This is a genomic window from Aeromonas finlandensis, assembly GCF_000764645.1.
GTDB classification, from domain to species: domain Bacteria; phylum Pseudomonadota; class Gammaproteobacteria; order Enterobacterales; family Aeromonadaceae; genus Aeromonas; species Aeromonas finlandensis.
In genome coordinates this window covers 1-25733 of record NZ_JRGK01000070.1, presented here as the reverse complement: position 1 = coordinate 25733, position 25733 = coordinate 1, and the positions used below count along the sequence as shown (strand labels likewise).

The 25733-nt window shown below is 57.1% G+C and carries 23 protein-coding genes; 14 read left to right on the top strand and 9 right to left on the bottom strand.

The genetic code is table 11. The features are described 5' to 3' along the window. Positions 1–54 precede the first annotated feature (54 nt). The 6 genes from wecA to LD28_RS0108790 all read left to right on the top strand — a co-directional run bounded on the left by wecA (position 55) and on the right by LD28_RS0108790 (position 6378). Positions 55–894 (top strand): UDP-N-acetylglucosamine--undecaprenyl-phosphate N-acetylglucosaminephosphotransferase, encoded by an 840-nt coding sequence (gene wecA, locus LD28_RS0108810; RefSeq protein WP_206538739.1) that lies wholly within the window; start codon positions 55–57, stop codon positions 892–894. Continuing rightward, positions 881–1765 (top strand): dTDP-4-dehydrorhamnose reductase, encoded by an 885-nt coding sequence (gene rfbD, locus LD28_RS0108805; protein WP_162182389.1) that lies wholly within the window; start codon positions 881–883, stop codon positions 1763–1765. The genes wecA and rfbD overlap by 14 nt, the downstream gene beginning before the upstream one ends. 99 nt (positions 1766–1864) lie before the next feature. After that, positions 1865–2383 carry a dTDP-4-dehydrorhamnose 3,5-epimerase gene (rfbC, locus tag LD28_RS22200; RefSeq protein WP_338151469.1) on the top strand — a complete coding sequence of 173 codons (519 nt, stop codon included), beginning with the start codon at positions 1865–1867 and terminating at the stop codon, positions 2381–2383. A 51-nt stretch (positions 2384–2434) separates the two neighbouring features. Beyond that, positions 2435–3517, top strand: a complete 1083-nt coding sequence (locus LD28_RS0108800) for an LPS O-antigen chain length determinant protein WzzB (protein WP_033136605.1) — start codon at positions 2435–2437, stop codon at positions 3515–3517. A gap of 115 nt (positions 3518–3632) precedes the next feature. After that, positions 3633–5348 (top strand): PglL family O-oligosaccharyltransferase, encoded by a 1716-nt coding sequence (locus tag LD28_RS0108795; protein WP_156120157.1) that lies wholly within the window; start codon positions 3633–3635, stop codon positions 5346–5348. Between the two features lie 619 nt (positions 5349–5967). Then, on the top strand, positions 5968–6378 hold the full coding sequence (locus LD28_RS0108790) for an H-NS family histone-like protein (protein WP_005344269.1): 411 nt from the start codon (positions 5968–5970) through the stop codon (positions 6376–6378). 532 nt (positions 6379–6910) lie between these two features. Here the strand turns inward: LD28_RS0108790 and LD28_RS0108785 are convergent. From LD28_RS0108785 to nadK, 6 genes are all read right to left on the bottom strand, one after another. Continuing rightward, on the bottom strand, positions 6911–8275 hold the full coding sequence (locus tag LD28_RS0108785) for an efflux transporter outer membrane subunit (RefSeq protein ID WP_033136603.1): 1365 nt from the start codon (positions 8273–8275) through the stop codon (positions 6911–6913). Positions 8276–8277: 2 nt separating this feature from the next. Further along, on the bottom strand, positions 8278–10251 hold the full coding sequence (locus LD28_RS0108780; RefSeq protein ID WP_033136602.1) for a MacB family efflux pump subunit: 1974 nt from the start codon (positions 10249–10251) through the stop codon (positions 8278–8280). Then, the gene (gene macA, locus LD28_RS0108775) at positions 10248–11411 is read right to left on the bottom strand and encodes a macrolide transporter subunit MacA (protein ID WP_033136601.1); all 1164 of its coding nucleotides are present in this window, start codon (positions 11409–11411) and stop codon (positions 10248–10250) included. The genes LD28_RS0108780 and macA overlap by 4 nt, the downstream gene beginning before the upstream one ends. Positions 11412–11661: 250 nt before the next feature. Continuing rightward, complete coding sequence (locus LD28_RS0108770) at positions 11662–12552, bottom strand: manganese-dependent inorganic pyrophosphatase (RefSeq protein WP_033136600.1); 891 nt, start codon at positions 12550–12552, stop codon at positions 11662–11664. Between the two features lie 297 nt (positions 12553–12849). Then, entirely contained in the window at positions 12850–14514 is a 1665-nt protein-coding gene (recN, locus tag LD28_RS0108765; protein WP_033136599.1) for a DNA repair protein RecN, read from the bottom strand. A 252-nt stretch (positions 14515–14766) separates the two neighbouring features. Then, positions 14767–15651 (bottom strand): NAD(+) kinase, encoded by an 885-nt coding sequence (gene nadK, locus LD28_RS0108760; protein ID WP_033136598.1) that lies wholly within the window; start codon positions 15649–15651, stop codon positions 14767–14769. A 293-nt stretch (positions 15652–15944) separates the two neighbouring features. Here nadK and grpE point away from each other — a divergent pair, with 293 nt between their 5' ends. The 3 genes from grpE (at position 15945) to dnaJ (ending at position 19991) form a co-directional block, all read left to right on the top strand. Continuing rightward, entirely contained in the window at positions 15945–16520 is a 576-nt protein-coding gene (grpE, locus tag LD28_RS0108755) for a nucleotide exchange factor GrpE (protein ID WP_033136597.1), read from the top strand. Between the two features lie 298 nt (positions 16521–16818). Beyond that, complete coding sequence (gene dnaK, locus LD28_RS0108750) at positions 16819–18747, top strand: molecular chaperone DnaK (RefSeq protein ID WP_033136596.1); 1929 nt, start codon at positions 16819–16821, stop codon at positions 18745–18747. Between the two features lie 101 nt (positions 18748–18848). Then, the gene (gene dnaJ, locus LD28_RS0108745; protein ID WP_033136595.1) at positions 18849–19991 is read left to right on the top strand and encodes a molecular chaperone DnaJ; all 1143 of its coding nucleotides are present in this window, start codon (positions 18849–18851) and stop codon (positions 19989–19991) included. A gap of 63 nt (positions 19992–20054) precedes the next feature. Here the strand turns inward: dnaJ and LD28_RS0108740 are convergent, their stop codons facing one another. The 3 genes from LD28_RS0108740 to LD28_RS0108730 form a co-directional block, all read right to left on the bottom strand. Beyond that, positions 20055–20783 carry an MgtC/SapB family protein gene (locus LD28_RS0108740; protein WP_033136594.1) on the bottom strand — a complete coding sequence of 243 codons (729 nt, stop codon included), beginning with the start codon at positions 20781–20783 and terminating at the stop codon, positions 20055–20057. Positions 20784–21059: 276 nt separating this feature from the next. Then, positions 21060–21464: a hypothetical protein gene (locus LD28_RS0108735; protein ID WP_033136593.1), complete on the bottom strand. Its 405-nt coding sequence runs from the start codon at positions 21462–21464 to the stop codon at positions 21060–21062. Positions 21465–21825: 361 nt separating this feature from the next. Continuing rightward, the gene (locus LD28_RS0108730) at positions 21826–22011 is read right to left on the bottom strand and encodes a YgaP family membrane protein (RefSeq protein WP_033136592.1); all 186 of its coding nucleotides are present in this window, start codon (positions 22009–22011) and stop codon (positions 21826–21828) included. An 87-nt stretch (positions 22012–22098) separates the two neighbouring features. Here LD28_RS0108730 and LD28_RS0108725 point away from each other — a divergent pair, with 87 nt between their 5' ends. From LD28_RS0108725 to LD28_RS0108705, 5 genes are all read left to right on the top strand, one after another. Then, positions 22099–22413: an ArsR/SmtB family transcription factor gene (locus tag LD28_RS0108725; RefSeq protein ID WP_033136591.1), complete on the top strand. Its 315-nt coding sequence runs from the start codon at positions 22099–22101 to the stop codon at positions 22411–22413. After that, complete coding sequence (locus LD28_RS0108720) at positions 22413–22826, top strand: YeeE/YedE family protein (protein ID WP_033136590.1); 414 nt, start codon at positions 22413–22415, stop codon at positions 22824–22826. Before LD28_RS0108725 ends, LD28_RS0108720 begins: the two co-directional genes overlap by 1 nt. 13 nt (positions 22827–22839) lie before the next feature. Further along, positions 22840–23298: a YeeE/YedE family protein gene (locus LD28_RS0108715; RefSeq protein ID WP_033136589.1), complete on the top strand. Its 459-nt coding sequence runs from the start codon at positions 22840–22842 to the stop codon at positions 23296–23298. Between the two features lie 41 nt (positions 23299–23339). Beyond that, complete coding sequence (locus LD28_RS0108710) at positions 23340–24395, top strand: efflux RND transporter periplasmic adaptor subunit (RefSeq protein WP_033136588.1); 1056 nt, start codon at positions 23340–23342, stop codon at positions 24393–24395. Beyond that, a partial coding sequence (locus LD28_RS0108705) for an efflux RND transporter permease subunit (protein WP_033136587.1) occupies positions 24388–25733 on the top strand: 1346 nt, incomplete at its 3' end. The genes LD28_RS0108710 and LD28_RS0108705, both read left to right, overlap by 8 nt.

Below are 25733 nucleotides of genomic sequence, written 5' to 3'. Positions count from 1 at the left end.
TGGTTTAAACCTGAGTTATTAGTCGGTTCTGATATTTAGGTGTTGTGTGCATCAGTGCTTGTTCTGATGGGGGCTATCGATGACAAGTATGATGTGGATTATAGAATTCGTCTTGTTATTCAAATTCTGATTTCTTGCGCGATGATTTTCGGGGCCGGATTATCTCTTAAAAGCTTAGGTGGGCTCGCTTTTGGTCATGAGTTGGTTTTGGGGCCTTTGGGTTATATTGTAACTGTTTTTGCTGTTCTGGGGGCTATTAATGCCTTTAATATGGTCGATGGTATTGATGGCCTTCTAGGAGGACTCACAATCGCTACCTTTGGTGGTTTGGCGTATATCAATTACATTGATGAACAGATATGGCTTGCCCGTTTTTGTCTACTTATGATGATCGTTGTGGTACCATATATAATTCTTAATTTAGGTTTTCCATTTGGCGTACGCCGTAAGGTATTTATGGGGGATGCTGGTAGTATGTTGATCGGCTTTACTGTGATATGGGTCTTGTTGCAAGGCACTCAAGGACCAAAAGCTCAGATGTATCCAGTGACGGCACTTTGGCTTATCGCTATTCCGTTGATGGATATGGTCACTATCATGGTTCGCCGAATTCGTAAAGGCCATTCGCCGTTTAAACCAGATCGTGAGCACTTACACCATATATGTTTACGAGCTGGTTTATCCCCTCGCCATACACTTTTTTTTATCTTTATATTAGCCATTTTACTTGCTGCAACAGGTATTGCCCTAGAGACTATAAATGTGCCTGAGTTAATCAGCTTGCTATTGTTCTTGGTTGTTTTTTTCCTCTATTTTTTGGGGGTTAATTCTATATGGCGTTTGTTAGCTTGGCTTCGTAAACATGGTATCCTTTCACCTCATGAGTCAACTTAATATTTTCCTTTGTGGTGCTAGTGGTCAACTAGGACAAGCTCTTGGCTCGCGACTTACAGCTGCTTCTTGGCGATACGAAGTGGACTTCGTGCATTCTGTTTTTTCCGGCTCCAATGAGCAGGTGCTATCTCATATCACGCCCTCGGTTATCCTCAATGCCGCGGCTTTTACCGATGTTACTCGTGCTGAAAAAGAACCTGCATTAGCTCTGGAGGTTAATCGCGATGGTGTTGCTCGGCTGGCGGAATTAGCCAAGCAGCACAACGCCTTATTGGTTCATTTCTCAACTGACTATGTCTTTGATGGTGCCAGGGAGCAGCCGTGGAAGGAATCGGATAAACCTGCGCCATTAAATGTCTACGGTCAGAGTAAATGGGCGGGGGAGCAGGCGATCATCGCTAGTGGTTGTCGTCATCTGATCATTCGTACCAGTTGGTTACACAGCCCTTGGCGGGATAATTTTCTCAAAACCATGCTTAACATAGGGAAAAGTCGTAATGAGTTACAAGTGGTATGCGATCAGGTTGGTGCCCCTACCTCGGCGTTGATGTTAGCCGACGTGACTCTACAGGCCATAGAGAGGGTTTTGGCAGAGCCAGAGCTGGAGGGGCTCTATAATGTGACTGCTTCTGGCTTTGTCAGCTGGTTTGATTATGCTTGTTTTGTCTTTAAAGAGGCGAAAAGCATCGGGCTGATCTATGGTGTGCCCAAGGTCATTCCAATCGCCAGCCATGATTATCCAGGCCATGTGCTGCGTCCCTCAAACTCCAGGCTCGATACCAGTCTTTTTTGTCATCGGTTTGACATACAACTGCCAGATTGGCGTGAGGGGGTACGTGATACTCTGCTTTGTTTGGCTCGAGCTGTTTGAGTTGTGTGCTATTTGTTAGTCAATCGAATCATATGGCTGTATATTCAAAAATATTTAACTTAATTAATTGTGGCCGTGATGAATTGTCGATCTACTGTATTGGATGAGGTAAAAATACTGACACCAACAACCTATATCGATGCAAGAGGGTCGTTTAGGGAATGCTTTCGTCAGTCTGAATTTGAGAGCTTGTGCGGCAGCCACCAATTTGTTCAGGATAATCTGAGTCGCTCTATAAGGGGGACTCTCCGCGGGTTGCACTATCAACGAACCAAGCCACAAGGTAAGTTGGTTCAGGTCATTCAAGGGTGCATCTTCGATGTCGCTGTTGATATTCGTCCCTCTTCTTTAACCTATGGCAAATGGGTCGGGTATATACTGGATGCACAGTTTGGAGAACTGATGTGGATTCCTCCGGGCTTTGCTCATGGTTTTTATGTAATGAGTGAGCATGCTGATGTCTTTTATAAGTGTACCGATTATTATCAGCCGGGCGATGAGGCATGTATTCGCTGGGATTGCCCCTCGCTTGCAATAGATTGGCCGTTATGTGACCAATTCCCTTTGATGCTATCTGATAAAGATCGCTTGGCACCCGATTTAGTTGAGTTGCCTTAGTGCTACCAACTTTCGTCACAGATTTTGATATTAACAATCAAGAGAGAAGAGATGAGCGAAAAAACGCCGGTTATTCCTAACCAGTGGGTCCAAGCACCTGCATCAGATGAGATAGATCTACGAGAGCTGGTGTTGGAGCTGTGGCGCCAAAAATTTTTGATACTATCGGTGACCTTGTTGTTTGCTATCGCTGGTATTGGCTATGCCATGACTGCACGTCAGGTATGGACTAGTCAAGCATTGATTAGTGAACCATCGATCGAACAAGTAAATGTATTTCAGTTGCGTATAGATCAACTGAAAAATAGTCTGCCTGTTGAGTCCTCCGTTGCGATGGATTTTTCTACCCTACAACGAGCAGAACTCTATCGGAGCTTTGTTGCTGCATTTAATAGCATGAATAACAAGCGTACTTTTCTAACTGAGCAGGGTATTTTTTCTGAAGAACTGAGTAAGGCAGGAGTAACGGATCGTCGTAGTGAGCGAGCGTTGATGAGTAAGTTGGGGGAGGTTATTGTGGCCAAACCTTTTGATAAGACCGGCACAGATATGACTCTCAGCTTCTCGGCAGAGACCGCTGAGTTGGCACAGCAACGTTTGGTCAAGTACATAGAATTTGTTCAGAACAAGCAGGTCGCAGATAAAAATGCGGAGCTAAGAAGTCTTTGGAAAAACCGTATCAAGGCATTGACATCTCAGTATGAAAATATCAAGTCTGATACCTTACAGACTCGTCAGGATGATATTCGCAGAACCCAGTATAGCTTGCGTATAAGCCAAGCCGCTGGAGTGGAAAAACCTTTAGAGCGGATGAATAGTAAAGATATATTCAACATTGATCTTGGTAGCAAGGGCTTGGCAGAAAAATTGAAAATTCTGGAGGAGATAAAAGACCCTGAAGTATTGAATGAAGGTCTGGGTAAAGTTCGCTTGCAGCTCAGTGGACTGAAAGCTTTGCAATTAACGAATGCTCCTTTTGACTCTTTCAAGATGATCGATTCACCGGAAGAACCTTTTACTCGTGACAAACCAAAGCGCCCGCTTATCGTGGTTTTGGCAACCTTGCTAGGTGGAATGTTGGGTATCGCGATTGTTCTTGTTCGCCATGCTTTTCGTCGGTCAGAAGCGGCATAATGTTAGTGGTTGATTGAGTAGAGGGGGCAATTTGCCCCCTCTCTTTTTATCTATGTCTATTCGCCCTGACAATGTTGGGGGCCTAAGGAGCTGGGCTGTGACGTTAACGCGAATTATGATGATCTTTAGTGTGCTTTATTGGTTGTTGGGCATGCATTTTTTTATGCACAACCCTGGCGGCGCCGGGCTCTATCTGCCCTTTAATGCGTGGGGATGGATTTTCGCCTCTTTGGCTATAGGCTTGGGGTTGTGGCAGGTGACGTTACGCCAGCGTCTGGTATTTTCTCCATTGCAAGCTGGTTTATGGATAGGGGCACTCTTGTTGCTGCTCCCTATGCTCTATCCAGGGTTTGCACTCAAGGATTATGCCATTCCCAGATTACTGGGGCTGTTTACTGGTCTGCTGTTTTTGTTTGGACTCTATCAATGGCGCTTTGATAGATTGCAGCGTGATCGCTTGCTCTATCTCATCTTGATTGCGATCGCGATGGAGGCTGTGCTGGGTCTGGTGCAGTTCTATCTGTTGACCCCGGGGAACTGGATTGGCTATGACACCAAAGCCAATCGCCCTTACGGGATCTTTCAACAGCCAAACGTGATGGCGACGTTTATGGCGACCGGGATTGCCCTTGCTATCTGGCTGGAATTACGCCGAGAGGGGGATCGCTTGCTGATGGCACTGCGCTATGGCGTCATTCTATCTGCAGCACTGTTGCTGGTTGCTTTGCAATCCCGAGTGGGGCAACTAGGCGGCCTGCTAGCCCTGTTCTTACTGATGCCACAGCTTTATCGCCAGCGTTTGCTATGGCGTATATTGGGTCTTGTTATTTTGGCTGTAGCCATTGGCCTGTTATCACAATATTGGATGGCTGGAGCAAAGCGCGGGTTGGAAATTTATCAGTCTGGTGGGATGCGCTCTATTTATTGGCCGTATGCAGCGAAACTGATTGCGCAGGCTCCCTGGAGTGGTTGGGGATACGGCAGTTTTGAATCGGTTTTTCTCCATCATTACATGGCTGATAAAGCGTTGAATCCAGCTATGGTGCAGATTGAGTACAATCTCGACCACCCCCACAACGAGTTTCTCTATTGGGCTGTTGAGGGGGGCATTGCACCTATGATCGGCATGGTGATCATGGGGGGAGCGTTATTATGGCGTCTTGCGAGTGTCCGTTGGGTAAATGCCATGGGGCTGCTTGCCCTGGTTACCCCGATATTGCTCCATACCCAAACAGAATACCCTCTCTACCACGCAATCGTATTGTGGTGGTTGTTGCTGACGCTGATTTATATCATCGATACCGAAATTGAAGAGAGCAGCCTGGTGAGTCATGGCTGCTCATCATGGTGGGATATGGCATGCCGCCCCTGGCTGCTGTTGCGATTTATGGCGATCACTATCCCGCTGCTGGTTGTCCCCTTTATGCTTACGGCTATTCACACCGCATGGGTACTCACCAAGTATGAACGGGGTGGGTATAAAGAGCCGACCTTGCTGCTTGATATCGTCAATCCCATGGCTTGGTTGACCCGAGTCGAGTTTGATGTGAACTCGGTTCGTCTGATGGTGGGCTTGCAGACAAGCAACAAGGCTGAACTGGAAGCTTATCTGGAGTGGGGGAAGGCATTTGTTCGTCATACACCACGTGCCAACATATACGCCAATATGGTGTTAGCGCTTAATGCATTGGGTCGTATGGAGGAGGCCAATGCTCTACGAGCAGAGGCACTTAAACTCTATCCAACCGAGCCCCTTCTGACTGGGTCTGCGGCAACAGCAGTGATTACCGGTGTTGATCAGTCTGGCAAGAATATAACCAAAACTAAATAGTGCTATTTGACTACGTAGAAAGCCGGCCTTTAACAAGGGCCGGCTTTTTTATTGTCAATCTTCTGGATTACCGGTATCAGATTTGTGAATTTTCTTGGAGTAAGGCCTGATCACCTGTTTATAAAAGTTATATTTAAAATTCTGGGCATTGCGGTTAATTTATTGATTTTTGTGGTTTTTTTTTGTTGATCTTTGATGTCTGGGTGTAGATGTGTGGTCAATTGGTTCATACTCCTCGGCACCTGATTTTCGGAGCAGGATTCAGGCTTGTTTATGGCTTTACACAGAGGGAGTTGTTTGCCAAATGTGGTTGAAGGTAGGGTAGCAATGTGAGCTTCATCCTTATATAGATGAGCGCTGCACAACTCTGTTGGATGCTGAACTGGAAATTAATGAGTCTTGAAATTCCAGCTTTCTTGTGTACAGCATGGTAATCACCTCGACGGCAAAAAAGACCTGCATTCCTGCTTGTTTGTTATTGATAGTGACGTGCATTCGATCGCGATGGTGAAAATTAAGAAAAAATTAACGTTAATATAGAAAAACTGTATGTTGTCGCGAATTGTCCATGCTATTCTGAAACTGTTATCCCTGTAACCGACTTTTTTGTGAGGAAATAATGAACGAGTTTCTGAAAGTTCTGCTGAACATTCGCAGTCTGCGTGCGGCTATTCGTGAGCTGCCGTTTGAGCAACTGCTGGAAGCTAAAGAGAAGTTTGACCTGGTTTACCAAGAGCGCGCTGATTCTGTTGAACAGGAGCGTGCTGAACAGGAAGAGCGTCAGCGCAAGCTGAATGAATTCACCGAAATGCTGCAGCAGGCGGGTATTGATCCTCGCGAGCTGCTGGCCACTGCCGCTGCTCCGGCTGCTGCGACTGGCGCTGCCAAGAGCAAGCGTGCTCCGCGTCCGGCTAAATACAAGTACGAAGAAGATGGCCAGGAAAAAACCTGGACCGGTCAAGGCCGTATGCCGAAAGCCATTGCTGCTCAAGTAGCGCTGGGTAAAGACCTGAACGATTTCCTGATCTAATTCGTCAGGTTCAGAGATTGAATAATGCCGCCCAAGGGCGGCATTATTTTTTGCGGTTTTACTCGTGGTTATCCAATCTGCCCCTCTGCCCCATTGTTATCTACATCCTCGCTTGTATCCTTTTTACCGTCGTTTCAACACACTGTTACTTTTCTCAATATCACTCGTTGTTTGCGATTAATTTTGTCGTGCGGCTCACCGGCGCGATATCGCTATTTGTATGCGTCGTGCAGATAGGTGCTTCGGATATGTTTCTCACGATTGATGGGGCGCTGTTAGGCAGAAAGCCCTTTGCTGATGGAATATCCGGTAACCGTTATCTCTGCAGGGCGCGTGAGGTACAGAGATAGCCACAAGGGATGGCCGGGTTATTTAGGTCGGTCGACGTACGGAATTGGCTGCGCTGCCATGACTGCCCCTTGATGATGGGCAATGGAGTTCGGCTGCAGTGTGGGAGAGGGAATGCTGTATGGTCTATGGCGATGGCATTCCCCACTCTGCAGGTAAGAGTGGGGAATAGCCGGGTGAAGCGTTATCGGGGGGTCACGCTATCGCTGCCGCCCAGGGCGCGATAGATTTTGGCGGTGGTGGTGAGCTGCTCTTTTTGCTGTGCCAGCAGGCTCTGCTGGGTATCCCACAGCCGGTTCTGCTCATCGAGCCTGGCTTGTACGCCGGTTGCCCCCGCCTGGAAGCGGGCCTTGGCCAGCCGCTCGGCCTCTTGGGCATAACTCAGCTGTTCCTGCAGATAAGCTAGTCGCTGCTGGCCATAGTGGCGGGCGGCCAGATTGTCTTCCACCTCCACCAGTGCGGTGTAGAGCTGTTTGCGAAACTCGGTTTCGGCGATCTGGTAATCCAGCGCTGAGCTTGCGATGGCGAGCTGGGTACGGTTGTATTCGAGGAAGGGGAGGGCGAGGCTGGCTCCTAGCGTACCAACCGGGTTTTGCAGCACCTGTGCCAGTCTATCGGATGCGGTGCTGGCACTGCCGGTCAGGGTCAGGCTGGGGTAGAAGCTGGTGCGGATCTCGTCCCCTTTTGCCAGCGTCTTGCGCAGCCGCAATTCGGCCGCTTTGACGTCGGGGCGACGGGCAAGCACATCAGCCGGGATACCCACCGCAAGTTCAGGAATGGTCTGCTTTGCAAGGGAAGCGGGTGCATACTCCAGCGGCCCGCTGCTGCGGCCCAGCAGCAGACGCAAGGCATTGCGGGCCTGCTCTTGCTGCGCCTTGAGGGAAGCCAGCTCAGCCTGTTTACCTGCCAACTGTTGGCGTGCCTGTGCCAGATCGAGCCGAGTGATGGCTCCAGCCTGGTATTTGGTCCGGGTCAGCTGCTCGGTTCGCGCCAGATTGGCCAACTGCTGTTCTCCGAGCGCGATGGCGGAGCCGAGATAGCCGAGCTGCCAATACTGCTCCAGGGTATTGCCGATCAGCAGCAGTCGGGTGCTGGCGAGATCCTGCTCGCTTGCCGCCGCCTCCCAGCTTGCCTGATCCCGCACCGAGGCGAGCTTGCCCCACAAATCCACATCGTAGCTGAGGCTCAGCGAGGGACCCAGACTGTTGGTGCCTTTGCCGGTTTTCAGATCCTTGTTGCCGCTGGCGCCGAGAGTGCCATTGACCGAAGGCGTAAGGTTGGTATCGGCCTGCTCGGCACCCAGTCGGGCGCTTTTGAGCTTGAGGGCCGCCACACGCATGTCCGGGTTGGCGGCCAGTACCGCGTCGACCAGTTTGTCGAGCCGGGGATCATGAAATTCCCGCCACCAAGTGCCAGCCTGCGCAGCCAGTTGGACGCCGTCTGCCTGTTGCCATGTGGGGGCAAGCGCCAGCTCGGGTCTTTGATAGGTGCTGTGCTGACTGCAGCCACTGAGGGCCATGCAGAGAGCCAGCCAGGAGAGTTTGTGCATTGTTATTCCCTCGCCAGTGCGACAACAGGGTCGAGCCGCGCCGCATTGCGTGCCGGCAGGTAACCAAACAGGATCCCGATGAGTGACGAGCAGCCAAAGGCCATCAGGATGGAGAAGAGTGAAAACTGCATCTTGATGGAGTCCACCAGCAGTGAAAAGAGCACGCCAATGCCAAGAGAGAGGCCGACGCCGAAGATCCCCCCCAGCAGGCTGACCATCACGGCTTCAATCAGGAATTGCTGCAGGATGTCTGACTGGCGGGCGCCCACGGCCATGCGAATGCCGATCTCGCGGGTACGCTCCACCACTGACACCAGCATGATGTTCATCACGCCCACCCCGCCGACGATCAGCGAGATCACCGCGATGGCCGAGACCATCAGAGTCATGGTGGCGGTGGTTTTCTCCACCGACTTGATGATGCTGTCGCTGCTGAAGGTGAAGAAATCCTTCACCCCGTGGCGTTGGGTGATCAGCTCGATCACCGCCTGCTCGGCCAGTGCCGGTTGTACCCCATCTTTGACCCGGATGGTGATCTGGCTGAAGTGGTGCTGCGAGATGAGGCGACTCATCACCGCGCTGTAGGGCAGCCAGATATTGACCGACTGGCTGGTGGGGCCGAAGCCGGTCTCCTGCGAGACCACCCCGACAATGCGCACCGGCAGGGTGCCGACCAATACCACCTTGCCGACCGGATCATCCTTGCCAAGCAGGCTGGTGATGCTCTTTTTGTCTACCACGGCGACGGCGGCACGCTGCTGGATATCTTGCCACTCCAGTAAGCGACCACTGACCAGCGTCATCCCCTTCACCTTGAAATAGTCATTACCGACCCCGGTCACGTTGCCGCTGTTGGTCTTGTTGCGATAGCGCAACTGGCCGGAGCTGCCGATCTCGGGGCTGGCGCCCGCAAGATAGGGTTGCCCCAGCAGGGCATCGAGATCCCCCTGGTTGAGGGTCTGGATGCTGGCCATCTTCTCGTCACCCCACCCTTTGCCGGGGAAGATTTCGATGGTGTTGGTGCCCATCGCATTGATCTGGTCGATCACCTTGGCGCGGGCCCCCTGACCAAGGGCGACCACGCTCACCACGGCGGCGATGCCGATGATGATGCCGAGCATGGTGAGGAAGGTGCGCATCCGGTGGGCGAGCATGGCATGCATCGCCATGCGTCCTGCTTCCCGATAGCGATCCCAGTCGTGGCCAATGGCGCCTTTAGTGGGCACTATTTTTTGGGGGTCTACGGCGGTGGTTGGGGACAGCGCGGTCGTTTGGCACGGGCCGCTATCTTGCTCTACTCGACCATCCTTGAGAGTGATGATCCGGTCGGCATGGCTGGCCACATCCATATCGTGGGTGACCAGAATGATGGTGTGGCCCTGAGCGTGCAGCTCCTTGAGGATCGCCATCACCTCCTTGCCGCTCTGGCTATCCAGCGCGCCGGTCGGTTCATCGGCGAGGATCACCTCGCCACCATTGGCCAGCGCCCGGGCGATACTGACCCGCTGCTGCTGACCGCCGGAGAGCTGGCCCGGGGTATGGTGGCTGCGATCGGCCAGTCCCAGTCTGCCCAGCAGCTGGCGCGCGCGCGCCTGGCGATCCGGGCGGCTGGTACCGGCATAGACGGCGGGGATCTCCACGTTGGCGGCGGCATCGAGATGGGGCAGCAGGTGGTAGCGCTGAAAGATAAAACCGAAGTGGTGGCAGCGCAGCCGGGCCAGCGCCAATGCATCCATGGTGGCGGTGTCCTGACCGCGAAACAGATACTGGCCGCTGCTCGGGCTATCCAGGCAACCCAGCAGGTTCATCAGGGTCGACTTGCCGGAGCCGGACGCGCCGACAATGGCGATCATCTCTCCTGCCGCGATGGTGAGGTCGAGAGGGTGGAGTACGGTGACCTCGCTCTCGCCGCTCTGGTAGCGTCGCTCGACCCCTTTCAGCTGGATCAATGGCAGCTGGCTCAGGGGCTCACTCATAGCATCACCGCCATATCATCATTGGCGGCGGGGGCGCCGTGATTGAGCTGTACCTCCTCCTTCTCGGTCAGCCCGCTGATCACCTCAATGCGGATCTCGTCTTTCATACCGGTCTTGATGGTGCGGGTCTCGGTCTGATCGCCCTCCTTGACCAGGGTCACCTCGTACTCGTTATCGGCCAGTTTCTTGCCAAGGGCGGTTTGCGGCACAGTGAGTACCTGCTTGCGCTCGCCGAGCACTATGGTCACCTGGGTGGTCATTGCTACCCGCAGGGTATGGTCGGGATTGGGCACATCGAACAGGGCGTAGTAGTAGACGGCCGCATTGTTGGTAGTGGTGCCGGTGGCGCCTTGATCGTTGATGTTGGTAGGTGCTAACTCCACGGCGCGCAAGGTACCCTGATAGCGGGTATCCGGATCGCCAATCAGGGTGAAGTAGACCGGCATACCGGCTTTGACCTTGGTGACATCGGCTTCGGAGATCTGCGCCTTCACCGTCATGGTCTCGAGGTTGGCCAGCTTGAGCACGGTCGGCACCGTCTGGCTGGCAGCCAGGGTCTGGCCCTGACGGGTCACAATGCTGATGACGGTGCCATCCATCGGCGCCAGGATCTTGGTGTAGCCCAGCTCGGTCTTGGCCCGATCAACCTTGATCAGGGCGTTGTCGATATTGGCCTGACTGTTTTGCAGTTCGGCGCGGGTAACGGCCAGCAGAGCCTCGGCGCTCTCCAGATCGGCCCGTGAGCTCGCCTCCTGTTTGAACATCTGCTGCTGGCGTCGCCAGGCGAGCTCGTTCTGTTTGAGTTGCGCCTGCTTGATCTTGAGCTGGGCGCGGTTGCTGGCGAGCTCCGCCTCGGCCGTCTTGAGGTTGTTCTGGGCAATCAAGGGATCGATCTCGGCCAGCAGATCCCCCTGCTTGACCTGATCACCCCCCTCAACAGCCAGCTTGGTGACCTGACCGGAGACCTGGGCCCCCACATCCACTTGCTCAACGGCTTGCAGCACGCCACTGGCCAGCACGGTCTGGGCAATATCCTCGCGGGTCACCTCGGCGGTCAGCATGGCCTTGGGTGGTTGACTGGGCCAGAGTAGCCAGCCGAGGAGCACCATGGCGATCAGAATGGTGATGGCCAGGGTTCTCTGCTTGGGGGTTATGTTCATCGATCACCTGAATGGAAACGGAAAAGGGTTGTGCGCGGCGATTATCCTGCAGCAAAGCCCGGGTAAATAACAGCTGCAAATATGTAAGCAAAGTTATGGGGTTAACTGTCAATAATCAGCAGAGGGATGCGCGCGAGAGAGGAGGGGGGAGCAAGATGGTCAGCAAGAGGATGGGGAGTGCGGCTGGCAGTGGCGATGAAAAAGCCCTGCACAGAGGCAGGGCTTTGGAATGTGTGATGGAGAGTGTGGATCAGGCTTTGGCCAGCAGATCCATCACCCAGGGCAGACCCTGCTTCTTGCGGCTGACAAAGCCCGGGTGGTAGCTGGATTCTGCCGGTACTTTCGGGTGCGCAGTAAAGTAGATGCGGCTGGCGGCAGCCGTCAGGTCAGTCACCATCAGCACGAAGAAGTCGAGCCCTTCGCTCGCCACACGCTGGGCCATCTCCTGCTGCAGGGCTGCCAGTTGGTCGGCCAGCTGCTGTTCACTGCCCACTTCGATCTGGCTCATGATGAAGTTGCAACCTTCCGCCTGGAACGCTTTCTCATCCTGCTGCAGCAGTTGCGCCGGAGTGAGGCCGCTCAGGTCGGTTTTTGCCATCAGCAACTGTTGGCCGAACTCGGCCAGTGAGACCTCGGCCAGCGGCGCCAGACGCTCACAAGCGATCTTGTCCTGCTCGGTGGTGGTCGGCGAGGTGAGACAGAGTGTGTCGCTCATGATGGCACCCAGCATCAAGCGAGCCTGGCTGCGGGTCACGGTACCTTGCTGACTCAGCAGATCGAAGGCGATGGTGCAGGTGCAGCCGACGGCACGGATCCAGGCATCCAGCGGAGACTGGGTGACCAGAGTGCCGAGACGGTGGTGATCCACCAGACCCAGTACATTGGCTTGTGCCAGTGTGGCGGGGCCCTGTTCCAGATCACTGAAATCCACCAGCCAGACATCTTCACCGGTCAGATCTTTGGTCAGCAACTCGGGTTCGCTGACGCCAGCCTGCTCCAGAATAAAACGGGTTTCGGTGCGCAGGTCACCCAGACGCCATGGGGTGGCCTGACGGCCCTGGCCATTGAGCCAGTCGGTGATAACCAGCGCACTGCAGATACTGTCGCTATCAGGATTCTTGTGACCAAAAACGTGGATCATAGACAAAGCCTCACAATTGGATACCCATAAAGGGGGGCAACACTATGCGAAATCCGCTGCATGAAGGCAACCGGATCCACGCCCATGTTGCTGCCAGCTTCGCCTAACTCGCCATTTTATTGATCTGGGTCGGTAATCCTGATGCGTCTGCGGTTCTCACAATTGGCTATTGGCTATTGGCTATTGGCTATTGGCTATTGGCTATTTCACTGACTGCGAGGGAAGCGGTACTCGCAGTCAGCATATTTGGTCACTCCTATCCGTCGCTATCGCTGCAAATCGGCTTTATGGCCTGATTCAGCGGCGCAGCAGTTCGCGGGCATTGGCCAGGGTGTTGTCGGTGATCTGATCGCCGCCGAGCAGCCTTGCCAGCTCGTTGAGACGGGCATTATGATCGAGCGCGTCCATCCGGGTTTCGGTGGTTTTGCCATCGGTGTGCTTGCTCACCACCATATGCTGGTGGCCGTTGCCTGCCACCTGAGGCAAGTGAGTGACCACCATCACCTGAGTGGAGTCGCCGAGCTGGCGCAGCAGGCGACCCACCACGGCGGCAGTCGGGCCGCTGATCCCCACATCCACTTCGTCGAAAATCAGAGTCGGCGTGGAGACCTTGCGGGCGCTTATCACCACGATGGCGAGGCTGATACGCGATAGTTCACCGCCTGAAGCCACCTTGCCAAGTGGCTGAATGGGTTGCCCCGGGTTGGTGGTGACCATAAATTCCACTCTATCTATACCCAGAGGAGAGAGGCTGCTCTGGGCATCGGGGCGTACCTCGATGGCAAAACGGCCATCGGGCATCGCCAGTTCGTGCATGCTGCTGGTCACCTTGGTACCCAGCTCCTGGGCGTAACGCTGACGGCTCTGGCTCAGGGCTTCGGCGGCCTGGACAAAAGCCTGACGGGCCTCGGCCAGCTCATCTTCCATCCCCTCTAACCGCTCCTCGTCGGAGTTGAGGCGGGCGAGATCGGAGGCCAGCTCCTGATGATGCTGGGCCAGATCTGCCGGTTTGACGTGGTGCTTGCGGGCCAGATTGATCGCCTTGGAGAGGCGGGCCTCCAGCTCGTTGAAACGTTCGGGATCCAGCTCCAGCTGATCGAGGTAGCTGCGCAGTTCGCTGTGGCTCTCCTGCACCCCGATCAGGGCTTCGTTCAGCATCTCCAGTACCGGAGTGAGGCGGCTGTCCATGCTGACCAGCCCCTCGGCCCGATCGACGGCTGTCTGCAGCAGGCCTGCGATGGTGGTCTCTTCGTTGTCATAGAGCAGATCGAGGCAGGCGCCGCACTCCTGCATCAGCTCGGTGCCGTTGGCGAGACGCTGGTGCTCTTCCTCTATCTCTTCGAACTCTCCCGGTTGCAGGGCGAATTCATCCAGCTCCTGCACCTGATACTCGATAAGCTGGCGGCGGGCCTCCCGCTGCTGCTGCTCAGCCTTGAGTCGGTTCAGCTCGTTCTGCAGCTGGCGCCACTGCTGATAGTGCTGGCGCACCTCGTCGAGCAGCAGATGGTGACCGGCATAGCCGTCGAGCAGGGCGAGCTGGTAGTCGGGTTTGAGCAGCATCTGGTGGGCATGTTGACCGTGCACGTTGACCAGCAACTGGCCCAGATTCTTGAGCTGGGTGAGGGGGACGGGCACGCCGTTGATATAGCTGCGTGAGCGACCCTCGGCGGAGATGACTCGCCGCACGATACACTCCCCTTCGTTTTCCAGCTCGTTGGTGGCCAGCCACGCGCGGGCGGCCGGGTTGTTGTCGAGCAGGAAGCGGGCGCTGACCTCGCTTTTGTCACTATCGGGTCGCACCATACCCGCTTCGGCCCGCTCTCCGAGGCAGAGGCCGAGGGCGTCGATGGCGATGGATTTACCGGCGCCGGTCTCACCGGTTATGCAGGTCATGCCCGGTTGCAGATCGAGTTCGAGAAACTTGACGATGGCGAAGTTGTTGACGGTCAGCTGGGTCAGCATGGTCTCATCCTGTATAGGTCAACATTACTGTGTATGCATCCAGTATATACTGGTCTTATATACAGTAAAGAGGGCGCTACCATTTTTAACACAGGAAGGGCGCGCCAGTGCGGTACCGATATGGGCATGCGGTAGTGATGATTGGAGCGCGGTACGAATAAGAGAATGCAGTGGGGAGGTTGTGACGAAAGAAGGTAGAAGGGCGCCAATTCAGGCACCCTCTCTAGCAATGCTGTTGTCGGCCCGCGCCGGTTAAAACAGCTTGCTGCCCCAGCCGAGCTTGTTGCGCAGCACGTGGAAGTAGCTGTAGTCGAGCGGATGCACCAGATGAAGTTTGTGGTGGCTCTTCTTGATCAGGATCTCGTCCCCCGGGTGGACCGCCAGCGTCACCTGACCGTCACAGCTCACCTGCATGGCGTCATCCTGATTATCTGGCGAGACCAGCAGGCGCACTTCGCTGTCGGCATCGAGCACGATGGGGCGACTGCTCAGGGTGTGCGGGAACATCGGTACCAGCGTAATGGCGTTGAGTTTGGGGGTAAGGATAGGGCCGCCCGCGGAAAGTGAATAGGCTGTGGAGCCGGTCGGGGTGGCGACTATGATGCCGTCCGAGCGCTGGCTATACATAAAGCTGCCATCGATATAGACCTCGAACTCGATCATGTGGGCGATCTTGCCCGGGTGCAGTACCGCTTCGTTGACTGCCAGATTGCTCGACTTGCGCTCGCCGTGGCGATAGACCGATGCCTCCAGCAGGAAGCGGTGTTCGCTCTTGTAGTGGCCAGAGAGCACCTGCTCCAGCGGCAGCAGATAATCCTGCGGCGAGAGATCGGTCAGAAAACCGAGGTTGCCCCGGTTGACCCCGATCACCGCCACATCGAAGCGCGACAGCACCCGCGCCGCCCCCAGCATGTTGCCGTCACCGCCAACCACGATGGCGAGGTCGGCCAGCTGGCCCAACTGCACCAGATCCATCACGTTTTCATCGAGGATGCTAAGGGTCTGGGCGACCCGGCTCTCGACCAGTACCCGAAAGCCGCGGGCGGTCAGGTATTGATGCAGGCCGGTCAGCGTCTGGTTGGCCCCCTCATGGTGGGGTTTGCCAATCAGGGCGATGGTTTTGAACGGAGAATCCATAGTCTGTCGGGTCTGGGGTGAGTATTGCGGGCCAGTATACAGTGCTTTGTCCTGCTTGTGACGCTCTCCCGTGTGACAGAGTCCGCTATCCCGTTGAGTCAACTGGTTAAAGGGTGAGCGGCAACCCGGATAAACTGCCGGTTGCGGCAGATCATCAACCCTGATTGGCCTTTTACCCCTTGAAAGCCGGGGATGCATCCCCATAATAGCGCCAACGTAGTCGGTCTGTTGTCGTCCGGTCGCTCAACCAGACGCCAAGGCCCTCAATAAGTAACCCCGGAATTGGAGATGTCATGAACCACGAAGAGCAAAAGGTTGAAGCGATGGAGCAAGTGGAAGTCCAGCCAGTCGAGCCGACCGATGTAGACAGTGAAGTGACAGCCGAGCAGGCCCGCATTGCCGAACTGGAAGCGCAGCTGGAAGCTGCCCAGCAGGCCTCCCTCGAAGAGCGTGAGCGCGCCATTCGCGCCGTCGCCGAGATGGAGAACCTGCGTCGCCGTGCCGCCCAGGATGTGGAGAAGGCACACAAGTTCGCTCTGGAGAAGTTCGCTGGCGAACTGCTGCCGGTGCTGGACAACCTTGAGCGTGCCATCGAACTGGCCGACAAGGAGAACGAAGCCCTCAAGCCGATGATCGAAGGTGTCGAGCTGACCCTGAAATCCATGCAGAGCGGCGTCGCCAAGTTTGGTCTTGTCGCGCTCGACCCGCTCAACCAGCCGTTTGACCCCAACGCCCATCAGGCGATGAGCATGGTGCCGAGTGCCGATGTGGCCCCGAACACCGTGATCGCCGTGATGCAGAAGGGTTACGACCTCAACGGTCGGGTGATCCGTCCTGCCATGGTGATGATCGCCAAAGCGGTCGACTGATTGGCTGTGGGTGCCCGAGCCCGCCCCGTGGCGGGCTTTTTGTTTCGCAGTGCAGCACCCGCTCATCGTGCCCGGTTTCACGGCTCAACGTGACCGCGCAACCATGACAAAGGGTGTGGTTTTTTAGGGTTGGGGCTTGAAGCTGCGTCTGGCGACCCCATATAGGTAGCAAGGCCGCGGCGGCACAAAAAATTTGATGCCGGGAGCTTGAAAGCCAGATTGGCTGCCCCCACCTAGCCGTTAACGCATTAAGGCGAGTTCCTCGCCAGTTTATTCAAAGTATTTGGAGATTCGTCAAATGGGTAAAATCATCGGTATTGACCTGGGTACTACCAACTCCTGCGTCGCTATTCTGGATGGCGACACTGCTCGCGTGATCGAGAACGCAGAAGGCGATCGTACTACTCCGTCCATCATTGCCTATGCCGATGATGGCGAGATCCTGGTTGGTCAGCCGGCCAAGCGTCAGGCCATCACCAACCCGAAAAACACCCTGTTCGCCATCAAGCGTCTGATCGGTCGTCGTTTTGAAGATGAAGAAGTGCAGCGTGACCTGAAAATCATGCCGTACGCCATCGCCAAAGCTGACAACGGCGACGCCTGGGTTGAAGTGAAGGGCAAGAAAATGGCACCGCCGCAGATCTCTGCCGAAGTGCTGAAAAAGATGAAGAAGACCGCCGAAGACTACCTGGGCGAGCCGGTAACCGAAGCAGTCATCACTGTTCCGGCCTACTTCAACGACGCCCAGCGTCAGGCTACCAAGGATGCTGGTCGCATCGCCGGTCTGGATGTAAAACGCATCATCAACGAACCGACTGCAGCTGCTTTCGCCTACGGCGTAAACAAGGTCAAGGGCGAGCGCAAGGTTGCCGTATATGACCTGGGTGGCGGTACTTTCGATATTTCCATCATCGAGATCGACGAAGTGGAAGGCGAAACCACCTTCGAAGTACTGGCGACCAACGGTAACACCCACCTGGGTGGTGAAGACTTCGACAACCGCGTCATCAACTATCTGGTAGACGAGTTCAAGCGTGAGCAGGGCATCGACCTGCGCAACGACCAGCTGGCTCTGCAGCGTCTGAAAGATGCCGCCGAGAAAGCCAAGATCGAGCTCTCTTCTGCCCAGCAGACCGACGTCAACCTGCCGTACATCACTGCAGATGCCACCGGTCCGAAGCACATGAACATCAAGGTGACCCGCGCCAAGCTGGAATCCTTGGTGGAAGATATGGTGAAAGACTCTCTGGAGCCGGTTCGTGTCGCCCTGAAAGACTCCGGTCTGGCAGTTGGCGAGATCGACGACGTGATTCTGGTTGGTGGTCAGACCCGTATGCCGCTGGTTCAGAAGACCGTTGCCGAGTTCTTTGGCAAAGAGCCGCGTAAAGACGTTAACCCGGACGAAGCCGTGGCCATGGGTGCTGCCATCCAGGGTGCCGTACTGTCCGGTGACAAGACCGACGTACTGTTGCTGGACGTTACCCCGCTCTCTCTGGGTATCGAAACCATGGGTAGCGTGATGACTGCGCTGATCGAGAAGAACACCACTATCCCGACCAAGAAGTCCCAGGTGTTCTCTACTGCTGAAGACAACCAGTCTGCCGTGACCATTCACGTGCTGCAGGGTGAGCGCAAGCGCGCCAGCGACAACAAGTCTCTGGGCCAGTTCAACCTGGAAGGCATCCGTCCGGCACCGCGCGGTCTGCCGCAGATCGAAGTGACCTTCGACATCGATGCCAACGGTATCCTGCACGTCTCTGCGAAAGACAAAGAGACCAACAAAGAGCAGAAGATCACCATCCAGGCTTCCTCTGGTCTGTCTGATGACGAGATCGAGCGCATGGTACGCGAAGCCGAAGCCAACGCGGCCGAGGACAAGAAGTTTGAAGAGCTGGTACAGGCTCGCAACCAGGCTGATGGTCTGGTCCACTCCGTACGCAAGCAGATCACCGAAGCCGGTGACGCCCTGCCTGCCGACGACAAGACCAAGATCGAAGCCGCTGTGAGCGAGCTGGAAGCGGCCCTCAAGGGTGACGACAAGGCTGCCATCGAAGCCAAACAGCAGGCTCTTCTGGAGGCTTCCCAGAAGCTGATGGAAATTGCCCAGCAGCAGGCCCAGGCCCAGGGCGCAGCCGGTGCTGATGCCGGTCAGTCCTCCTCTTCTGCCAAGGCTGACGACGACGTAGTCGACGCCGAGTTCGAAGAAGTGAAAGACGACAAGAAGTAAGCCCTACCCAGATGGGCGGAGTCCGCTTCGCCCATCGGCTTGGTCAATGAATTCACGGGCGTTGGGTAACCAACGCCCGTCTGCGTAACCACAGGATGAGTATGTCGAAGCGCGATTTCTACGAAGTACTGGGTGTGGCGAAAGATGCCGACGATCGCGAGATCAAGAAGGCGTACAAGCGTCTGGCCATGAAGTATCACCCGGACCGCAACCAGGGTGATGCCGCATCCGAAGAGAAGTTCAAAGAGGTCAAGGAAGCCTATGAGGTCCTGACCGATGCCAACCTGCGTGCCCGTTACGACCAGTACGGCCATGCCGGTGTCGACCCGAGCCAGGGTGGCGGTGGACACGGCGGCTTTGGCGGCAATGCCGACTTCGCCGACATGTTTGGTGACGTATTCGGTGACATCTTCGGCGGTGGCCGTGGTGGTGCCCGTCGTGGCCCGGCCCGTGGCTCCGACCTGCGTTACACCATGGAGCTGACGCTGGAAGAGGCGGTACGCGGGGTCTCCAAGGAGATCAAGGTGCCGACCCTGGTTCACTGCGAAGTCTGTAACGGCTCCGGTGCCCACACCGGCAGCAGTGCCCAGACTTGCCCGACCTGCCACGGCTCCGGCCAGGTGCAGATGCGTCAGGGTTTCTTCGCGGTGCAGCAGGCGTGCCCGCACTGTCACGGCCGCGGCAAGATCATCAAGGATCCGTGCCGCAAGTGCCACGGTGAAGGTCGCTACCAGCGCACCAAGACTCTGTCGGTGAAAATTCCGGCGGGCGTCGATACCGGCGATCGCATCCGTCTCTCCGGTGAAGGGGAAGCGGGGGAAGCAGGGGCACCGGCAGGGGATCTCTACGTACAGGTGCACGTCAAAGAGCACGAGATCTTCGTGCGTGACGGCAACAACCTCTACTGCGAAGTGCCCATCAGCTTCACCGCAGCAGCCTTGGGTGGCGAGATTGAAGTGCCGACCCTGGATGGCCGCGTCAAGCTCAAGGTCACTCCGGAGACCCAGACCGGCAAGATGTTCCGCATGCGCGGCAAGGGCGTCAAGTCCGTACGTTCCGGTCAGGTAGGGGATCTGATGTGCAAGGTGGTGATCGAGACTCCGGTCAATCTCACCGAGCAGCAGAAAGAGCTGCTGCGCCAGCTGGACGAGTCGTTCAGCGGTGCCGCTGCCAAGACCCACAAGCCGAAATCGGAAGGCTTCTTCGAAGGGGTGAAACGCTTCTTCGACGATCTGACCAGCTGATTTCCGCTCCCCGAATAAACAGAGCCGGCCTTGTGCCGGCTCTTTTTTTGGCTTTTTCCCCGGTCAATCCGTGGTGCTGGCACGCCAGAACACCTGCTTGATATGGGGGTGGATGGCCAGTTTTTGCATCAGGGCATCCAGCTCGTCGCCATCGATGGAGGTGGCGAGCAGCACCGCCGAGATCTCCAGATCCCGTTCGCCAAAGGGCTCGATATCGAGTTCGCTCAAGGGGTAGTTGGCCTGCTCCAGCATCTCTTCCAGCCAGTGGAGCACCTCCTTTTGATGCTCGCGCTGGGTCAACGCCGTCACCTTGTAGGTCACTTCGGTGTCGGTATTGTCCACCGGGCGGCGGTTGATCTGATTGACCAGCGGCCGCAGCAGGGTGTTGGCGGCCAGCACGAACAGGGCCCCCAGAATCGCCTCGATGGCCAGCCCGGCGCCACAGGCGGCGCCGACGGCGGCCACGCCCCACAAGGTGGCGGCGGTGTTGATGCCGCGGATATTGCCCGACTCGCGCATGATGACACCGGCGCCGAGAAAGCCGATGCCGGAGACGATATAGGCCACCACATGGACCACGTTGTAGTTGCCGCCGTGCAGGTCATAGATGCGCTGGGCCAGACTGACGAACAGGGCCGCCCCCACGGCGACCAGCACGTTGGTGCGCAGGCCCGCGGTACGTTGGCGGTACTGGCGCTCCAGCCCGACCAGACTGCCGAGCACAAAGGCGAGCAGCAGGCTGGCCAGGGTGTCGAGCAGGGAGATCATGTCAATTTGTTGCCACATCTTCATGGCGTACTCCTTCTGATGAGTGCTGGCATGGCGCAATCCATGATGAAACGCCCTATGGCGGATGGATCAGGGGATGATTGCGCTGACGGCCAGCAGAAAAACAACACAGCACGCCCGCCCTCGGGTACCCAAGGGGCGAGCCGAGCATAGGCGCGAACATAAGTGCAAGCATGGGCGGCGTATCGGCTATCCGATCCGCCGCAGGGCAAGCTGTTGCTCACGACAAGGGGGCCAGCGTGGCTGGCCCCCTTCGCTGTGGTTAACGCAGGTGTGCGGTCAGTTGAGCTCGGGATCGCAGTCGATGCGCGGGCGCAGTTGCCAGCGCACCGGATGCGCCACCCCGACCTGATGAACAAACTGCACCAGATAGCGTCGCTGGGGCGGGGTGCACTGCAGGTTGAGCACCAGCTCACGCCCGCCGCTGCGCCCCGGCTTCATCGATTGCATCGGTTGCAGCCCCGCCGGTTGCAGGGTGTGGCTCACCATATCCAGCACCAGCTCCATATCGGCGCGATCCTCACAGCGGATCTGTAGCCGGTAGTGGTGTTGGCGCTGTTTACCGCCCAGCCAGCGTGGCAGCATGCCACGGCCGAGCTTGCTCAGCAGGGGGTGAGCCCGGGTAGCAACAGAGCCTGTTACGACCGCGCGATCCGCAGCCGGTTTGATTGAGATAAAACGCATAGTAGCCTCCTTGTGGGAAGCAGAAACTATGCAGGCATGACGGCCATGGCTTGTGGCCAATGGTCACCAGACGTCAAGTGTAAAAAGAGAAGAGGGGAGTGGATTTCCGCTTCTCGCAGGGCTGCGAGCATGCGGCAGAGAAAGACCTGCGGCTAGCTCGCGACCTTGGTACCGGCTGACAGGGCCGGTCTACAACTGTCACTTGATGAGTTGCCCACTGATGGTCTCCGCTATTGATAAGAGGCTCGAATGATAGCCGAGGCGGCAGGCAGGGTAAACCCCGCGCCACCCGCAGCAACATCTTGAAACATAATCGGAAGCCCCTGTCTTGGCCGCTCCGGTCCGCCAAAAACTGACCCGGTTATTTCAATCCCATCCGTTTGAGGATCATTGCGGCCGGGCAGAAACCGGTGAACGCACTCTGGATCAGGTTGACCCCGACAAAGGCGCTCAACCAGACAAAGCCCGGATGAACCCAGGTGGTAAGGATCAGCGAGAGCAGCAACATGCAGCCCGCGACGATTCTGACGCCGTTATCTACAGTCATGACTCTCTCCTTATCTACTTTAGATATTGCTAATTTAGGGTTGTTTTATACAATAGAACAAATATCAGCAATTGCTAATTTACTCTTATGAGCCAATTCGACCAGATGAACAGACATGCGACAGCCGCCGCCTCCCTGCTCAAGGCGTTGGCTCACCCTGAACGCCTGATGGTGCTCTGCCAGCTGGTGGAGGGGGAGAAGGGGGTCGGGGAGCTGCTGGCCCACAGCCAGCTCGGGCAGTCGGCCTTCTCCCAGCAACTTTCGGTATTGAAGCGCCAGGGCCTTATCCGTTCGCGCAAGGTCTCCCAGCAGATCTACTACTCGCTGGTGAGCGAGGCGGCCGCCGATGTGCTGGGGGCGCTGCAAACCCATTTTTGTCACTCAGAAAATAAGGAATCTTGATGATGGAAAGCCAATGGCTGCTCTCTTTGGGTGGCGGCATGCTGGCGGGGCTGTCGGCCCTGCTCCTGATGTTGTTCAACGGCCGGGTTGCCGGGATCAGCGGCATTCTGGCCGGAGCCTTGCAACACCGCGCGCCATGGCGGGTGCTGTTTCTGCTGGGGCTGGGGGCTGGCGCCTGGTTGGCGCTGACCCTGGGTTGGGCCAGCATGCCCACATTCACCACCCTGCCCGGCTGGCCAGTGGTGCTGTTGGCCGGTCTGCTGGTCGGCATCGGTACCCGTCTTGGCAATGGCTGCACCAGCGGCCACGGTATCTGCGGCATGGGGCGGATCTCCCTGCGCTCCATCGTCGCCACCCTCACCTTTATGGCGGCTGGCTTTATCACCGTCTTCGTCACTCATCATTTGCTGTAAGGGACTGATCGCCATGAAGTTGCTGACAAGTTTGTTTGCGGGCCTGCTGTTCGGGCTGGGGATGGCCATCTCCGGCATGGTGGATCCCGCCCGGGTCACCGGATTTCTCGATCTGGCCGGGGCTTGGGATCCCAGCCTCGGCTTCGTGATGGGGGGCGCCCTGCTGGTCTTTATGCCGGGTTATTTTCTGCTGGTGAAACCCCGTCGCCAGAGCGTGCTGGGTGAGCCCATCGCCGCCATACCGGACCCCAAGCTGGATCGCCGGCTGATCGGCGGGGCCGCACTGTTTGGCATTGGCTGGGGGCTGGTGGGTATCTGCCCGGGGCCTGCGCTGAGTCTCATTTCCAGCGGACAGCTCATGATAATGTTGTTTATAGCGGCCATGGTGGCCGGGATCTTGCTGTTTGATAGGGGGTGGGCCAAGGTGCTGGCTCGGAAAAAGGATAAGGTGCGCCAGTCCCATACCGCCTGATCCCGTGAATTGACTGATGACGCCAGGGAAGGAGAGTGATGATGGAAAACATTCGGTTGCTGGGGCTCACCTTGTTGGTGATGACATCGCAGGCCATGATATCCACCCAGGCCCTGGCCGCACAAGGGGAGCCGATTGCCCCACTGACAGAGCCCTTGTTAACAGTGGCGCCACAGCCGGTGACCGACTGGCTGACGCTGGATGGCACCGTCACTGCCATCAATCAGGGGACGGTGGCGGCCCAGACCAGCGGTCGGGTCTCCCGCATGCTGGTGGATGTGAACGATCAGGTGCAGGCGGGGCAACCCCTGCTGGAGATCAGCGGCAAAGAGCAGTTTGCCGCCGTCACGGGTGCGCAGGCGCGGCTGGCCCGGGCGCAGGCCCAGCAGGTGGAGGCCGAGCGCCAGCTCGCCCGCTTTCAGGCGCTGATCGCCAAGGGGGTGATCACCCGCGCTCAGCTCGATAACGCAGAGGCCTCCGATCGCGCCGCCCGCGCCGAGGTCAATGCGGCCAACGCGGCCCTCACTCAGGCCCGCGAGGCCTACGGCTACACCCGCATTCTGGCCCCCTACGCCGGGGTGGTGACCAAACGGCTGGTGGAGCTGGGGGAGACCGTTGCCCCCGGTACCCCGCTGCTCTCCGGCTTCTCCCTCGATACCTTGCGGGTGGAGGTGGAGCTGCCTCAATCTGCCCTGACGCTCGCTCGTGAGCCTGCGGATGTGCAGGTGCTGCTGCCCGATGGCAAGTCTGTCACCCCGGTCAAATTGACCCGCTTCAACTATGCCGACAGCCAGAGCCACGCCTTCAGGTTGCGCCTCGACTTGCCGCCGCAAACCGCCGGGGTATTGCCCGGTATGTGGCTCAAGGTGCAGCTCAAGCAGGGTGAGCGTCAGGTGTTGCAGGTGCCGGATCGCGCCCTGCTGCGGCAAGGGGAGTTCAACGGCGTCTATCTGCTGCAGCCCGCTGGCTGGGCCCTGACGCCGGTGCGGGTAGGCCATTGCGTCGAGGGGCAGTGCGAGATCCTGGCAGGTCTGCAAGCCGGTGACAAGCTGGCCCCCGATGCCTGGGCGCAGCAGCAGGAGGTTGCTCATGAGTAGTGAGCTGAACGGCAACAAGGAGAGGCTGGGGCCTGCCGGTCGGCTGGCGGCGCTGTTTCAGGGCTCGGCCATCACCCCGCTGCTGGCACTGGTGGGGCTGCTGCTCGGCCTGTTTGCGGTGCTGGTGACCCCCAAGGAGGAGGAGCCACAGATCGATGTCACCTTCGCCGATGTCTATATCCCCTTCCCGGGAGCCACCCCGGCAGAGGTGGAATCCCTCGTTACCACCCCTGCCGAGCAGGTGGTCTCCCAGATAAAGGGAATTGATACCCTCTACTCTTTTTCCCAGCCCGATGGCGCCCTGCTGGTGGTGGTGTTCAAGGTGGGGGTGAGTCGCGAGCAGGCCATCGTCGATCTCAACAACCAGCTCGACTCCAACCGTGACTGGTTGCCACAGGGGGTTGGGGTCGGTCAGCCGCTGGTGAAACCTCGGGGGATCGATGATGTCCCCATCGTCAGTTTGACCTTATGGAGTAAAGAGGGGATCAAGCAACTGGGGGCACCCGAGCTGACCCGGGTCGCCCATGAGTTGGAGACCGAACTCAAGCGCATTCCCGGTACCCGCGATATCTACACGCTGGGCAGCCAGAGCGTCGTGCTGCGGGTAATGCCGGATCCGGCGGCCCTCAGCGCTCACGGCATCAGCTGGGGCGAGCTGAGCCAGCGACTTGCCGCCGCCAATCAGGTGGTCCCGACACAGGCTATCGAGCAGGATAACCGGGAGATCAAGGTGCAGGTGGGGCAGTTCCTGCAAAGCGAGCAGGAGGCCCGCGAGCTGGTGGTGGGGCTGCACGATGGCAAGCCGGTCTATCTGGGGGATGTGGCCAGGGTCTCTCTGGGTCAGGAGACCCCGACCAAGCGCAGCTGGATGGGGCAGGGGCAAGCAAGTTATCCGGCGGTGACCCTGGCCATCGGCAAGCAGCCAGGCCAGAACGCGGTCGAGGTGGCCAAGCGGGTGGAGGCGCGGGTCGAGAGTCTCAAAAATCGGCTTATCCCTGCCGGCGTCGAGGTGATGGTGACCCGGGACTACGGCGTCACCGCCGAGACCAAATCCAACACCCTGATCGGCAAGCTGATTTTTGCCACCACGGCGGTGGTGCTGCTGGTGCTGGTGAGCATGGGTTGGCGCGAGGCGTTGGTAGTTGGCGTTGCCATCGTCATCACCCTGGCACTGACCCTGTTTGCCAGCTGGGCCTGGGGCTTTACCCTCAACCGGGTATCGCTGTTTGCGCTGATCTTCTCCATCGGCATTCTGGTGGATGACGCCATTGTGGTGGTGGAGAACATCCACCGCCATCGCGGTTTGGGCAAGGGGGCGCTCAAGGATCTGATACCGGG